Annotated in this window: 11 protein-coding genes and 1 other RNA gene; all 12 read left to right on the top strand. The window is 48.6% G+C overall.

Going from position 1 to position 13,466, the window contains the following annotated elements; all coding sequences use genetic code 11:
* Positions 1 to 206 precede the first annotated feature (206 nt).
* The 12 genes from B0X71_RS05825 (at position 207) to B0X71_RS05880 (ending at position 13,423) form a co-directional block, all read left to right on the top strand.
* Complete coding sequence (locus B0X71_RS05825) at positions 207 to 1,274, top strand: sugar-binding transcriptional regulator (RefSeq protein ID WP_077588547.1); 1,068 nt, start codon at positions 207 to 209, stop codon at positions 1,272 to 1,274.
* Complete coding sequence (gene gap / locus B0X71_RS05830) at positions 1,252 to 2,256, top strand: type I glyceraldehyde-3-phosphate dehydrogenase (RefSeq protein WP_077588548.1); 1,005 nt, start codon at positions 1,252 to 1,254, stop codon at positions 2,254 to 2,256. The genes B0X71_RS05825 and gap overlap by 23 nt, the downstream gene beginning before the upstream one ends.
* A 115-nt stretch (positions 2,257 to 2,371) precedes the next feature.
* Positions 2,372 to 3,553, top strand: coding sequence for a phosphoglycerate kinase (locus B0X71_RS05835; protein WP_077588549.1), 1,182 nt, complete (start codon positions 2,372 to 2,374; stop codon positions 3,551 to 3,553).
* Between the two features lie 14 nt (positions 3,554 to 3,567).
* Positions 3,568 to 4,329: a triose-phosphate isomerase gene (gene tpiA, locus B0X71_RS05840; RefSeq protein ID WP_077588550.1), complete on the top strand. Its 762-nt coding sequence runs from the start codon at positions 3,568 to 3,570 to the stop codon at positions 4,327 to 4,329.
* Entirely contained in the window at positions 4,322 to 5,848 is a 1,527-nt protein-coding gene (gene gpmI / locus B0X71_RS05845; protein WP_077588551.1) for a 2,3-bisphosphoglycerate-independent phosphoglycerate mutase, read from the top strand. The genes tpiA and gpmI overlap by 8 nt, the downstream gene beginning before the upstream one ends.
* Before the next feature lie 23 nt (positions 5,849 to 5,871).
* On the top strand, positions 5,872 to 7,164 hold the full coding sequence (gene eno / locus B0X71_RS05850; RefSeq protein ID WP_077588552.1) for a phosphopyruvate hydratase: 1,293 nt from the start codon (positions 5,872 to 5,874) through the stop codon (positions 7,162 to 7,164).
* Between the two features lie 109 nt (positions 7,165 to 7,273).
* Positions 7,274 to 7,501 (top strand): preprotein translocase subunit SecG, encoded by a 228-nt coding sequence (secG, locus tag B0X71_RS05855; protein ID WP_077588553.1) that lies wholly within the window; start codon positions 7,274 to 7,276, stop codon positions 7,499 to 7,501.
* A 72-nt stretch (positions 7,502 to 7,573) separates the two neighbouring features.
* Complete coding sequence (locus B0X71_RS05860) at positions 7,574 to 8,320, top strand: alpha/beta hydrolase (protein ID WP_077588554.1); 747 nt, start codon at positions 7,574 to 7,576, stop codon at positions 8,318 to 8,320.
* Between the two features lie 88 nt (positions 8,321 to 8,408).
* The gene (gene rnr, locus B0X71_RS05865; protein WP_077588555.1) at positions 8,409 to 10,745 is read left to right on the top strand and encodes a ribonuclease R; all 2,337 of its coding nucleotides are present in this window, start codon (positions 8,409 to 8,411) and stop codon (positions 10,743 to 10,745) included.
* Between the two features lie 51 nt (positions 10,746 to 10,796).
* On the top strand, positions 10,797 to 11,261 hold the full coding sequence (gene smpB / locus B0X71_RS05870) for an SsrA-binding protein SmpB (RefSeq protein ID WP_077588556.1): 465 nt from the start codon (positions 10,797 to 10,799) through the stop codon (positions 11,259 to 11,261).
* 104 nt (positions 11,262 to 11,365) lie between these two features.
* Positions 11,366 to 11,718, top strand: a transfer-messenger RNA (tmRNA) gene (gene ssrA / locus B0X71_RS05875).
* A gap of 211 nt (positions 11,719 to 11,929) precedes the next feature.
* Positions 11,930 to 13,423, top strand: a complete 1,494-nt coding sequence (locus B0X71_RS05880; RefSeq protein ID WP_077588557.1) for a glycine betaine uptake BCCT transporter — start codon at positions 11,930 to 11,932, stop codon at positions 13,421 to 13,423.
* The last annotated feature ends 43 nt before the right edge of the window (positions 13,424 to 13,466 follow it).

Below are 13,466 nucleotides of genomic sequence, written 5' to 3' on the forward strand. Positions count from 1 at the left end.
TTTTACGGTCTGAATGCCGGTCTTGAAAAAATGTGAATTCTTTAGATCAACTTATATACCGGCATTCATTTGTCTGCCTCTGAAGTGCTGCGTCTGCAGCGCTTCTTTTTTGTTGCATTTTTTCAGTCTATTCGATAGACTGAAAGTGACGGGACAGAAATAACCATAGCGGGACAAAAAACGTCCAGGAGAACGGGGTGGTTTTTATGAATCCTGTGTCTGATGCGCAACAGAAGTTGCTTCCCGAAATGACGGAGCTGCTGAAAAAAAGATATTCCATTTTAAGTGCCGTACAGCTGGAAGGCCCGATCGGCCGCCGGGCACTCAGTGAAATGGTCCGGCTGACTGAGCGTGATGTCCGGAAGGAAACTGATATTCTGCGGAATCAGAATCTCCTTATCATTCAAAATGGCGGCATGGCAATTTCACAAGAAGGCATCAGTGTTCTGGAGCGGCTGAAGGAAACGATGCGGCAATGGAGCGGGTTGTCTGACATGGAATCTGCGTTGGAAACTGTTCTTGGGATTTCACGGGTCGTAATCGTGCCACAGGACAGTGATGAAATCGCAGCGGTACAGACTCAGATCGGCCGTGAAGCCGCGCGGTATCTTGAAAGCCGGTTTACAGAGTTTAAACGCATTGCAGTCACTGGAGGAAGCACAATGGCTGCGGTAGCAGATGAACTGAAAACGGAAAAGCCGGACAGCCAGCTGGAATTCATCGCCGCCCGGGGTGGCCTCGGTGAAGATGTCCTGCACCAGGCCAATACGATTGCATCCGCTTTTGCCAAAAAAACAGGTGCTTCCTGCCGAACATTGTATTTGCCGGATCATCTCAGTGCCGAAGCCTATGAAATGATGATGCGTGAACCGTTTATCCGGGAAATGAATACCCTTTATGATAAAGCTGAAATCATTGTCCATGGAATCGGTGATGCACAGGAAATGGCCGCGCGGCGCCGATCAACTCCGGAAGAGCTGAAAGTGATTTTGGATGGCGGTGCAGTCGGGGAATCGTTCGGTTATTATTTCAACGAGTCCGGTGAAGTAGTTTACCGGATCCGTACAGTGGGTATTCAATTGGAGCAGCTCAAAAAAGTTCCGGTCATCCTGGCGGTGGCCGGCGGGAAAACGAAAGCGAAGGCTATTCTGTCTTATATGAAACACGCGCCAAAGCAAACCATTCTCTTTACAGATGAAGGTGCTGCTGAAGCAATGCTTAAAAAATATAATTTAACTGGAGGAAACAGACATGACTTTAAAATTAGCGATTAACGGTTTCGGCCGTATTGGACGTCTTGTATTCCGCAATGCACTCAAACATGATGAAATCGAAGTGGTCGCAGTCAATGACCTGACTGACGCAAAAATGCTTGCACACCTGCTGAAGTACGATTCTTCACACGGAACATATGACGCGGAAGTATCTGCTGATAATGGAAATCTTATCGTTAACGGCAAACAAATCCGCGTATATTCTGAAAAAAATCCTTCACAGATTCCATGGAAAGATCATGATGTGGATGTAGTGGTTGAATCAACAGGTTTCTTTACAACTGAAGCGGACGCATCGAAGCATCTGGAAGCTGGCGCGAAGAAAGTCATCATTTCTGCTCCTTCCAAAGATGCAAAAATGATTGTCATGGGCGTCAACGATAAAGACTACAATCCGGAAGAGACGGATGTCATTTCAAACGCTTCATGTACTACAAATGGACTTGCGGGGATTGCGAAAGTCTTAAACGACAGCTTTGGACTGAACCGTGCAATCATGACAACAATCCATTCATACACAAACGACCAGATCCTGCTTGATTCACCGCACAAGGACTATCGCCGTGCACGTTCTGCTGCCCTGTCGATGATCCCGACTACTACCGGTGCAGCATCAGCAGTAGGTAAAGTTCTACCTGAGCTTCAAGGTAAACTGGACGGGATGGCAATCCGCGTTCCGACACCGAACGTTTCTCTTGTAGACTTGACGGCTGAACTTGATAAGGATGTAACTGCAGAAGACGTGAACAACGCACTGAAAGCGGCGTCTGAAAATGAATTGAAAGGTTACCTGGATTACAGTGAACTTCCGCTTGTGTCCACTGACTATAATGGTAATCCTGCCTCTTCAACAGTTGACGCACAATCCACGATGGTCCTCGAAGACCGCATGGTAAAAGTGCTGGGCTGGTATGACAACGAATCCGGTTATTCCGCACGCTGCATCGACCTTGCGCTTCTGATGTATAACAAAGGACTGTAAACCGGTAAATCATGGCGTTAGCCAAGAGGAACCTCTATAATGAAAGAGGGTAAGAGGAGCAGGGGACATTACCCTGCTCTTTCTTTATGAATAAATCGAATGGAGGGTTTGGAGAATGCAGAAAAAAACCATGCAGGATGTAGATGTGAAAGGAAAACGGGTGTTTTGCCGCGTTGACTTCAATGTACCGATGGAAAATGGTGAAATCACGGATGATACACGGATCCGTGCCGCTGTTCCGACAATCGAGTATCTCGCAGAGCAGGGGGCAATCGTAATTCTCGCAAGCCATCTCGGACGTCCAAAAGGCAAAGTCAATGAAGAGATGCGGCTGACAGCTGCTGCCAGAAGATTGAGTGAATTGCTTGGCAGGGAAGTCGCAAAACTTGATGAATCGACCGGAGACAGTGTCCGTGAATCCACCAGCCGCATGAATGGAGGAGACATCATCCTTCTGGAGAATGTCCGATTCCATGCCGGCGAAGAGAAAAATGATCCGGAACTCGCAAAAGAATTCGCATCACTGGCTGATGTGTATGTAAACGATGCATTCGGTGCCGCTCACCGTGCCCATGCATCAACTGCGGGAATCGCGGAACACATCCCGGCAGTAGCGGGATTCCTGCTTGAGAAGGAGCTGGACGTGCTTGGCAAAGCGCTGTCTGATCCAGAACGGCCGTTCACAGCCATTATTGGCGGATCTAAAGTAAAAGACAAAATCGGCGTCATTGATAATCTGCTGGAAAATGTCGATAACCTGCTTCTCGGCGGCGGACTGACGTACACATTCATCAAAGCGCAGGGAAAAGAAGTAGGCAAGTCGCTGCTGGAAGAAGATAAGCTGGACCAGGCCCGGTCATTTATAAAGAAAGCGGAAGAAAAAGGCGTAAAGCTTTACATGCCGGTCGATGTAACGGTAGCTGATGATTTCTCCAAAGATGCCAATACGAAAGTGGTTAGCATTGACGAGATTCCGGCGGACTGGGAAGGTCTTGATATCGGACCGGAAACAATCAAGCAGTATGCAGACATCATCAAGGATTCGAAGCTCGTCATCTGGAATGGGCCGATGGGTGTGTTTGAATTGAAACCATTTGAAGCGGGCACTCGAGGAGTTGCTGAAGCGATGGCGGAAACAGAAGGCTATACGGTGATTGGCGGCGGTGATTCAGCAGCCGCAGTTGAAAAATTCGGTCTTGCGGAAAAAATGGATCATATCTCGACCGGTGGCGGCGCTTCCCTTGAATTCATGGAAGGAAAAGAACTGCCGGGCGTTAGCGCTTTGAATGATAAGTGAAAGGGGAGAGACAGATGAGAAAACCGATTATTGCCGGAAACTGGAAAATGTATAAAACCCACGAGGAAGCAAAGCGATTTGCCGCAGAAGTCAGAGGGCTTGTACCGGATGCTGGACAAGTGGACGCTGTTATTTGCGCACCTGCTTTATTCCTTGAGCAATTGGTGACTGAAACAAAAGGGCAAAACCTGCACATTGGCGCGCAGACAATGCACGAAGAAGATTCCGGTGCATTCACCGGAGAAATCAGCCCGGTGCAGCTAAAGGATATCGGCGTGGAATATATTATTATCGGGCATTCAGAACGCCGCCAGTACTTCAATGAAACAGATGAATCCGTCAACCGGAAAGTGAAAGCTGCACTCGCACATGGACTCGTGCCGATTATGTGCGTGGGTGAAACGCTGGAGCAGCGTGAGAATGGCGATACCAACCGGGTTGTACAGGAACAGGTTAAGGCAGGTCTTGCAGACATTTCTGCAGCTGACGTACAAAAAACCGTAATCGCCTATGAGCCGATCTGGGCCATTGGAACTGGAAAAACAGCAACAGCGGAGGACGCAAACACCGTATGCCAGGTGATCCGCGAAAAAGTGGCCGAACTGTCCGGACAGGAATCAGCAGATGCAGTGCGGATCCAGTACGGCGGCAGTGTAAAGCCAGCGAACATACAAGAATTGATGGGCATGGAACATATTGATGGGGCACTTGTCGGCGGTGCGAGCTTGGAATCTGAATCGTTCCTGAAGCTGCTGGAGGCGGGCGCCAATGCCTGAAGCACAGACACCTGTAGCATTGATCATTCTGGATGGATACGGCTGCCGTGAAGAACAGTCCGGTAATGCGGTCGCCCAAGCAAACACACCGGTGTTTGATAGGCTCTGGAATACGTATCCGCATGCGCATCTGAAAGCATCCGGTGAAGCTGTCGGCCTGCCGGAAGGTCAGATGGGGAACTCGGAAGTCGGTCATTTGAACATCGGTGCCGGAAGAATCGTCTATCAGAATTTAACGCGGATCAATAAGTCGATCCGGGACCGGGAGTTCTTTGACATTGAAGCTTTCCTGTCTGCAGTTCGGCATGTAAAGGAGAACGGATCAGCCCTTCATTTGATGGGGCTGCTGTCGGATGGCGGTGTGCACAGCCATTACAGCCATCTGTTTGCACTGCTTGAACTTGCAGCTGCCCATGGACTTGAAGAAGTATACGTGCATGGCTTTTTGGACGGACGGGATGTCGGGCCGAAAACAGCGTTGCAATATATCGAAGAGACTGAAGAAGTCATGGAAAAAACCGGTGTTGGCCGGTTCGCTTCTATCAGTGGCCGCTATTATGCAATGGACCGGGATTTGCGCTGGGAACGTGTCGAGAAAGCATACAATGCAATGACTGGCGGACCGAGTGAGCAGGCTCCTTCTGCAGCGGCGGGAGTCCGGTATTCATATGATCTTGGCGTGACGGATGAATTTGTGATCCCATTTCAGGTTGTGGAAGAGGGAGGACGGCCTGGTGCCATCAAAAACGGCGACGCAGCCATTTTCTTTAACTTCCGTCCGGATAGAGCCATTCAATTGTCCGGCGCACTGACCCAGCCGGGTTTCACTGGCTTTGAACGCGAACTGTTGAAGAATTTTTCATTCACCGGATTTACCCACTATAGTTCAGAGTTGGAGATGGGGGTAGCATTCGGGAAAGAGAACCTGGAAAACACGCTCGGGGAAACACTTGCTGTAAATAATCTGCGTCAGCTGCGGATTGCAGAGACCGAAAAGTATCCACATGTCACTTTCTTTATGAGCGGCGGTCAGGAAGAGAAGTATCCCGGCGAAGGGCGTATTCTGATCAATTCGCCGAAAGTCGCTACGTATGATCTGCAGCCGGAGATGAGCGCATTTGAAGTGACAGATGCGCTTGTGCAGGAAATCGAATCCGATAATTATGATGCAGTGATCTTGAATTTTGCTAATCCGGATATGGTAGGGCACAGCGGTCTGCTGGAACCGACGATCAAGGCGGTAGAGACGGTCGATGAATGCCTCGGAAGGATTATTGAGGCATTGCAGGCAAAAGGCGGTTCTGCAATCGTGACAGCGGATCATGGGAACGCAGATGAAGTTGTAACGATGGAAGGGCAGCCGATGACAGCCCATACAACGAATCTCGTGCCTGTTATCGTTACAAAGGACGGGGTAACGCTCCGCAAAGACGGCATTCTCGCTGATCTCGCACCAACGATGCTTAAATTGGCAGGCGTAAAACAGCCGGCCGAAATGACAGGGAAATCATTATTTTAACTTAAATCTAAGGAGATGTTTTTATGCCAACAATCAGTCAAGTCTATGCACGCGAAGTACTGGATTCACGAGGAAACCCGACAGTGGAAGTGGAAGTATTTACAGAAAGCGGTGCGTTCGGCCGGGCAATCGTGCCCTCCGGTGCATCAACTGGTGAATACGAAGCTGTGGAATTGCGTGATGGCGATAAATCCCGTTATCTCGGAAAAGGCGTACTGGAAGCTGTGGAGCATGTGAACAATGAAATCGCAGAAGCGCTTGTCGGCAATTACGTTGTGCTTGATCAAGTGTCAATCGATGAAGCGTTGATTGAACTTGACGGCACAGAAAACAAAGGCCGCCTTGGCGCCAATGCAATTCTTGGCGTATCGATGGCTGCAGCGCATGCGGCTGCGGATTATTTGGATGTACCGCTTTACCAGTACCTCGGCGGCTTCAATTCAAAACAGCTGCCAGTGCCGATGATGAATATCCTCAACGGAGGCGAACATGCCGATAACAACGTGGATATTCAGGAATTCATGGTTATGCCGGTCGGTGCGGAATCGTTCCGCCAGGCACTCCGGATGGGTGCGGAAATTTTCCATAACCTGAAGAGCGTCCTGAAGTCAAAAGGCTACAACACCGGCGTTGGTGACGAAGGCGGCTTCGCACCGAACTTGGGATCAAACGAAGAAGCTCTGGAAACCATCATGGAAGCCATTGAGCGCGCAGGCTACAAAGCGGGCGAAGAGATCATGCTGGCGATGGATGTCGCGGCGTCAGAAATCTATGATAAAGAAAAAGGCACTTACAACCTGGCAGGCGACAATGTTGAGAAATCGTCTGAAGAAATGGTGGACTGGTACGAAGAACTCAGCAATAAATACCCAATCATTTCAATTGAAGACGGACTGGATGAAAACGACTGGGCTGGTCATAAATTGCTGACAGAGCGCATCGGAAACCGCGTTCAGCTTGTTGGGGATGACCTGTTTGTAACGAACACGAAGAAATTGGGGCGCGGCATTGAAGAAGGTGTCGGCAATTCCATCCTAATCAAAGTGAACCAGATCGGTACGTTGACTGAAACGTTTGATGCGATTGAAATGGCAAAACGTGCAGGCTATACAGCAGTCATTAGCCACCGATCAGGTGAATCGGAAGATGTGACGATTGCGGATATCGCAGTTGCGACGAATGCGGGCCAGATTAAAACAGGCGCCCCATCACGGACAGATCGTGTTGCGAAGTACAACCAACTGCTCCGAATTGAAGATCAGCTGAACGGCACGGCTCAGTACTTGGGCAAAGAAACATTCTACAATATCAAGTGATTGGAATACGTTTGGTAAAGGGGCAGGATTTTCCTGCCCCTATTGTCATTTCATCATCATTTTGCTAAAATAGGATTATTGTGATTATCTTTGTCAGGAGGTGGAATTTATGCACGAACTGCTAATGATCTTGCTTATAATCGTGTCAATTTCGTTAATCGTGGTAGTTTTATTGCAATCAGGAAAAAGTGCAGGCCTTTCGGGCGCCATCTCCGGCGGAGCGGAACAGCTTTTTGGCAAACAGAAAGCACGCGGCGTCGATCTCGTGCTGCACCGGGTAACGATCGTGCTTGCAGCGCTGTTTTTCATATTGGCTATTGCTGTAACAAAAGTGTAAAACTGACAATAAAACGCCTGACCATTCGCTGGTTGGGCGTTTTCTTTTCATTTCTGGAACAGGAGGAGAATTATGCGGATTACACCACCCAAACCCTTTTTCTTTAAAGCTGGACCACGGGCAGTACTGCTGCTTCACGGATTTACCGGCAACTCAGCTGATGTGCGGATGCTGGGACGCTTTCTTGAAAAAAAAGGCTATACGACACTCGCCCCGCATTATGAAGGTCATGGCGTTGCTCCGGAGGAACTGATCCATACCGGTCCGGCAGACTGGTGGCAAAATGTCATTGATGCATACGAACAGCTGAAAAGTGAAGGATATGAAGAAATTGCCTTGGCCGGATTATCACTTGGCGGTGTATTTTCATTAAAATTAGGGTATACAGTGCCCGTAAAGGGTATTGTGACAATGTGTTCACCTATGACGATGAAGACGACCGATCTGATGTATGAAGGGGTAAAAGAGTATGCCCGGGATTTTAAAAAATATGAAGGCAAAGATCAGGATACCATAGAACGGGAAATGGCGGAGTTTGAGAAGACGCCGATGGAATCACTGCCTGAACTCCGCGAATTGATCAAAGATGTGCGCACTCATGTTGACCATGTGTATGCACCGCTGTTCGTTGTTCAAGGCAGCAAAGATTCGGTCATTGATCCTGATTCAGCAAATGTAATTTATGAAGGAACGGAGTCATTGGATAAACACATAAAATGGTACGAGAAGTCCGGACATGTAATTACGCTTGGACCTGAAAAAGAGCAATTGCATGAAGATATTTTCGAATTTCTTGAATCGCTTGAATGGACGGTATAATTCCATTGGAAAAGCGATCATTCAAGCCAGCTGCGTTAAATCGCAGCAATTACATAGTCCGTACTGCGCGGAAAAAGGAGGAACTTGCATGAGTCGACAAGAAGGATCACTGGAACAGCGATTATTAGATTTTATGCGAAAAGATGCATACAGTCCGCTGACCGTTCAGGAAATCGAAGAGCAATTCGGTTTTGAGGATGCGGACGAATTCAAGGAATTGGTAAAAACATTGGTCAGACTGGAAGGACAAGGGCTGTTAGTCCGCTCGCGGGCGAACCGCTATGGTGTACCGGAACGCATGAACCTGATGCGCGGGAAATTTATCGGCCATCAGCGCGGCTTTGGTTTTGTGGCGCCTGAAGAATCCGGCATGGATGATGTCTTCGTGCCGCCGACCGAAGTGAATGGCGCTATTAACGGCGATAAAGTGTTGGTTCGGGTATCTGAATCTTCGTCTGGTGACCGCCGGGAAGGGACCATTGTCCGGATTCTGGAGCGGGGAACTACAAAAGTCGTCGGGACATTTCAGGCAAACCGCGGCTTTGGTTTTGTGGTGCCTGATGATAAAAAACTGAATATGGATGTCTTCATTGCAAAAGATGATACGCTCGGTGCTGTAGACGGCCATAAAGTAGTTGTCGAAATTACTGGCTGGCCGGAAGGGCGGATGTCTGCTACAGGCATCGTCACACAGATTCTCGGCCATAAAAACGATCCGGGCGTCGATATTCTGTCCATTATCCATAAACATGGAATTGAAACTGAATTTCCACCGGATGTGCTGGCGGAAGCTGAAGCGATTCCTGATGAGATTGACCCGGCTGACTTATCAGACCGGCGGGATCTCCGAGATGAAATGATTGTCACCATCGATGGAGCCGATGCGAAAGACCTGGATGATGCTGTCCAAGTGAAAAAGCTCGACAACGGAAATTATAAATTGGGCGTCCATATTGCAGACGTCAGCCATTATGTGAAGGAAGGCTCTGCCATCGACCGGGAAGCATTCGACCGGGCGACCAGTGTGTATTTGACTGACCGGGTCATTCCGATGATTCCGCACCGGCTGTCAAACGGTATTTGTTCATTGAATCCGCGTGTTGATCGTCTGACGCTGTCTTGTGAAATGGTGATGAACAGCAGCGGTGAAGTTGTGTCGCATGAAATTTTCCAAAGTGTCATCAAGACTGATGCCCGAATGACTTATAAAGAAGTATATGAAATCCTGGAAGAAGACAACCAGGAATTGAAAGAGCAGTATGCCGATCTCGTACCGATGTTTGAACAAATGCGGGATCTGGCGGCTATTCTCCGTAATAAGCGGATGGACCGCGGAGCAATCGACTTCGACTTCAAGGAATCTAAAATTATCGTTGATGAAGATGGCTATCCGGTGGATGTGGTCGTGCGGGAGCGGACCGTCTCCGAGCGCTTGATCGAGGAATTCATGCTGGCGGCCAATGAGACGATCGCTGAACATTTTCACTGGATGGATGTACCGTTTCTGTACCGGATCCACGAAGAACCGAAAGCGGAAAAACTGCAGCGTTTCTTCGAGTTTGTTACTAATTTCGGTATTGTCGTGAAAGGTACCAGCAATCAGGTTCATCCGCGCGCCTTACAGGAGATTGTGGATTCTATAGAAGGCACACCGGAAGAGCCGGTCATTTCAACGATGCTTCTGCGTTCCATGCAACAGGCGAAGTACAGCGAAGACAGCGTTGGCCATTTTGGCTTGTCGACAGAATTCTATACACATTTCACATCACCGATCCGCCGCTATCCCGATTTGATCGTGCACCGGTTGATTCGCACGTATCATATAAATAAGGATTTATCTGCGGGTACACGAGCTCACTGGGATGCAAACATGCCGGAAATCGCGCAGCATACATCCGATCGGGAGCGTAGGGCTGTAGATGCCGAACGGGACACGGACGCATTGAAGAAAGCCCAGTATATGGCGGATAAAATCGGAGAAGAATTCGAAGGTATTGTCTCTTCTGTTACTAACTTTGGAATCTTCGTCGAGCTGCCGAACACCATCGAAGGACTGGTTCATGTCAGCAATTTGACGGATGATTTCTACCGGTTCGACGACCGCCAGATGATGATGATCGGTGAACGCACCAAGAAGCAGTTCCGGATCGGTGATGAAGTCACTGTGCGTGTCTTGGATGTTAAACCGGAAGAAGCATCGGTCGACTTTGAAGTGGCCGGCATGAAACCGCGTGAACGTCGTGAACGGAAGGATGCACCTAAAGTCATCCGGACTTCCAGCCAGGGAGGCGACGGAAAAGGCGATAAGGGCGGCAAAGGCCGGAAAAAGGATGGGGAAGACGGACGTCCGAAAAAAGGCAAGAGCCAGAAAAAGAAATTCTATGAAGATGCTGCAAAGAAACCAAAGCGCAAAAAGAAAAAGTAAACAGGGGGCGGCAGAATGCCGCCTCCCTTCTTAATGGAGAGGTGAGAATAAATGCCAAAAGGTGAAGGGAAACTTCTCGCCCAGAACAAGCGGGCGAATTTCGACTATGCGATAGAAGAAACCATTGAAGCCGGAATTGTGCTGAATGGAACAGAAATTAAATCTGCCCGGAACGGCAAAGTGCAGATTCGGGATGCGTTTGTCCGCATCCGCGGAGGGGAAGCATGGATTTCCAATATGCATATCAATCCATATGAGCAGGGAAACCAGTTCAATCATGATCCGCTGCGTGCTCGGAAACTGCTGCTGCATAAAAAGCAGATTAATACGCTGATCGGGAAAGTACAGCGGGAAGGTGCTACCATTGTGCCGATCAAGATGTATTTGAAGAACGGGTATGCAAAAGTGCTGATCGGTGTCGGTACCGGAAAGAAAAAGTATGATAAACGGGAAGATTTGAAAAAGAAAGACGCCAACCGTGCGATTGCCCGTGCAATGAAAGACCGGCTCAGATAAGCAGACTGCTTGAAACCGCCGGGATTCTATTCTATAATAAGAATATACACGTTACATCTGCTGTTTCTGGCAGATGGCCGTGGCGCAACCTCTGATAATATATAGGGGACGTTACGGATTCGACAGGAATGGTCCAAGCTTGGACTGCGCGTCGGAGGGCTCGGCTCCGTATCAACGGCACAAATAGTAACTGGCAAAAACCAAAACCTCGCTTTCGCAGCGTAAGCTAGCGTAGCAGTCTGCCTGTCCATCACCCATGTGGATCTGCAGACTTCAACTTAAGTGGGATACGGTAGGCGGTGCGATCCGAGCCGCCTGCAAGAGATCAGTGGATTAGTGCCTGTGACGCCTGCTTACTGGCAGATCAGTGCACGAACCTTTAATAAGTAAGCTATGCGCGTAGACGTTCAAGTACAGGAGTTTCTGGACGCGGGTTCGACTCCCGCCGTCTCCATAGTGAGTCAAAGCCCCGCTGCTGAAAGCAGCGGGGCTTTTTTTAGTTCTGTTTGTTTAAGTAATTCAAGTATTTCTTCTATACCAGTAAAATAATTAACAGAGTTTTTCAATCTTTCGTGGCTCGAATCTATTTCTTGACAGTGGCTTCTGATATCTAGTAGCCTGAACAATTGGGTCTTCATTATTCGTGATTTATTATTAAAGGAGGAAATATGAAAAAAATAACGAATGTTTTCTGGGTTTCTGTCGCACTCGTATTATTGGCTGTCGGTTACGGAGCAATTGCGCCGACAAGTTTTGAAGAAGCAACGAGCAACCTGCAGGGTGCCATCACCACTTCGGTCGGCTGGTATTATCTGCTGATTGTCTCAATCATGGTTCTGTTCTGCCTGTTTTTCCTGATCAGTCCGATGGGTCAGATCCGGTTAGGGAAAGATAAGGAAAAACCCGAGTATTCGATGGTTACGTGGCTGTCCATGCTATTCTCAGCAGGGATGGGAATCGGCCTTGTGTTTTGGGGTGCGGCTGAGCCGCTGGCGCATTACGCGGTGAATCCGGCAACTGCTGAACCCGGCACTGCAGAAGCTTTTCGTGAGTCCATGCGCTTCACGTTTTTCCATTGGGGGATTCATGCGTGGGCCATTTATGCTGTAGTAGCAATGGCGCTTGCGTACTTCCAATTCCGCAAAGGAGAACCAGGATTGATTTCCTCAACGCTGAGACCGATTTTTGGAGACAAAATGAAGGGGCCTTGGGGTGTACTGGTTGATGTTATCGCCGTATTTGCTACCGTTGTTGGTGTTGCCACCACTCTTGGCTTCGGTGCGATTCAAATCAATGGCGGTTTAGCATTCTTGATAGATGGGATACCCGGGGATAGCTACCCTGTTCAAATTATTATTATTGCTGTCGTAACTGTTCTGTTCATGTTTTCTGCGTGGACAGGCTTGAGCAGAGGCATCAAGTACTTGTCGAATACCAATATGGTGCTGGCACTTACTTTGCTTGCACTGGTCATTATCTTGGGGCCGACTCTGCTGATTTTCAATACATTCACAGACTCAATCGGAAGTTATATTCAAAATCTGCCGCGGATGAGTTTCCGGGCTGCGCCGGTTGATCCGGACCAGCGGGCATGGATTGATGGCTGGACGATTTTTTATTGGGCATGGTGGATCTCCTGGTCACCATTTGTAGGTATTTTTATCGCCCGTGTATCAAGAGGGCGGACAGTCCGGCAATTCCTTGCTGGTGTCCTGCTCGTGCCGACTGTTATCAGTTTCCTATGGTTTTCTGCATTCGGTTCAACTGCCATCACTGTGCAAAACAGCGGTATTGATCTGACAGAATTGCTGACAGAAGAAACACTGTTTGCAGTTTTCGGTCAGCTGCCGTTCGGTATACTCTTATCGATTGTTGCCGTACTGCTGATTACAACGTTTTTCGTTACATCTGCTGACTCGGCGACATTTGTGCTGGGTATGCAGACAACGAATGGTTCACTGCAGCCGCCGAATGCCATCAAACTGACATGGGGATTGGCGCAGTCTTTAATTGCGGTTATCCTGCTGTCCGCTGATGGTCTGAATGCACTGCAGAGTGCGCTCATTATAGCGGCACTGCCATTCTCGATCATCATGCTGCTGATGATGGTATCTTTCTATAAAGCGATGAGCCTGGAATATCAGGCAACTAAACGGAAGTAAGATGAGGACCTTAGAAAAGCCGCCCAAATCGGGCGGCTTTTCA

Origin of the sequence: Planococcus lenghuensis, from assembly GCF_001999905.1 — a bacterium.
Taxonomy (GTDB): domain Bacteria; phylum Bacillota; class Bacilli; order Bacillales_A; family Planococcaceae; genus Indiicoccus; species Indiicoccus lenghuensis.

Excerpts from the sequence above, each read along its gene's own strand:
- B0X71_RS05825 (WP_077588547.1), top strand. The coding sequence starts at position 207 with ATGAATCCTGTGTCTGATGCGCAACAGAAGTTGCTTCCCGAAATGACG.
- gap (WP_077588548.1), top strand. The coding sequence starts at position 1,252 with ATGACTTTAAAATTAGCGATTAACGGTTTCGGCCGTATTGGACGTCTT.
- B0X71_RS05835 (WP_077588549.1), top strand. The coding sequence starts at position 2,372 with ATGCAGAAAAAAACCATGCAGGATGTAGATGTGAAAGGAAAACGGGTG.
- tpiA (WP_077588550.1), top strand. The coding sequence starts at position 3,568 with ATGAGAAAACCGATTATTGCCGGAAACTGGAAAATGTATAAAACCCAC.
- gpmI (WP_077588551.1), top strand. The coding sequence starts at position 4,322 with ATGCCTGAAGCACAGACACCTGTAGCATTGATCATTCTGGATGGATAC.
- eno (WP_077588552.1), top strand. The coding sequence starts at position 5,872 with ATGCCAACAATCAGTCAAGTCTATGCACGCGAAGTACTGGATTCACGA.
- secG (WP_077588553.1), top strand. The coding sequence starts at position 7,274 with ATGCACGAACTGCTAATGATCTTGCTTATAATCGTGTCAATTTCGTTA.
- B0X71_RS05860 (WP_077588554.1), top strand. The coding sequence starts at position 7,574 with ATGCGGATTACACCACCCAAACCCTTTTTCTTTAAAGCTGGACCACGG.
- rnr (WP_077588555.1), top strand. The coding sequence starts at position 8,409 with ATGAGTCGACAAGAAGGATCACTGGAACAGCGATTATTAGATTTTATG.
- smpB (WP_077588556.1), top strand. The coding sequence starts at position 10,797 with ATGCCAAAAGGTGAAGGGAAACTTCTCGCCCAGAACAAGCGGGCGAAT.
- B0X71_RS05880 (WP_077588557.1), top strand. The coding sequence starts at position 11,930 with ATGAAAAAAATAACGAATGTTTTCTGGGTTTCTGTCGCACTCGTATTA.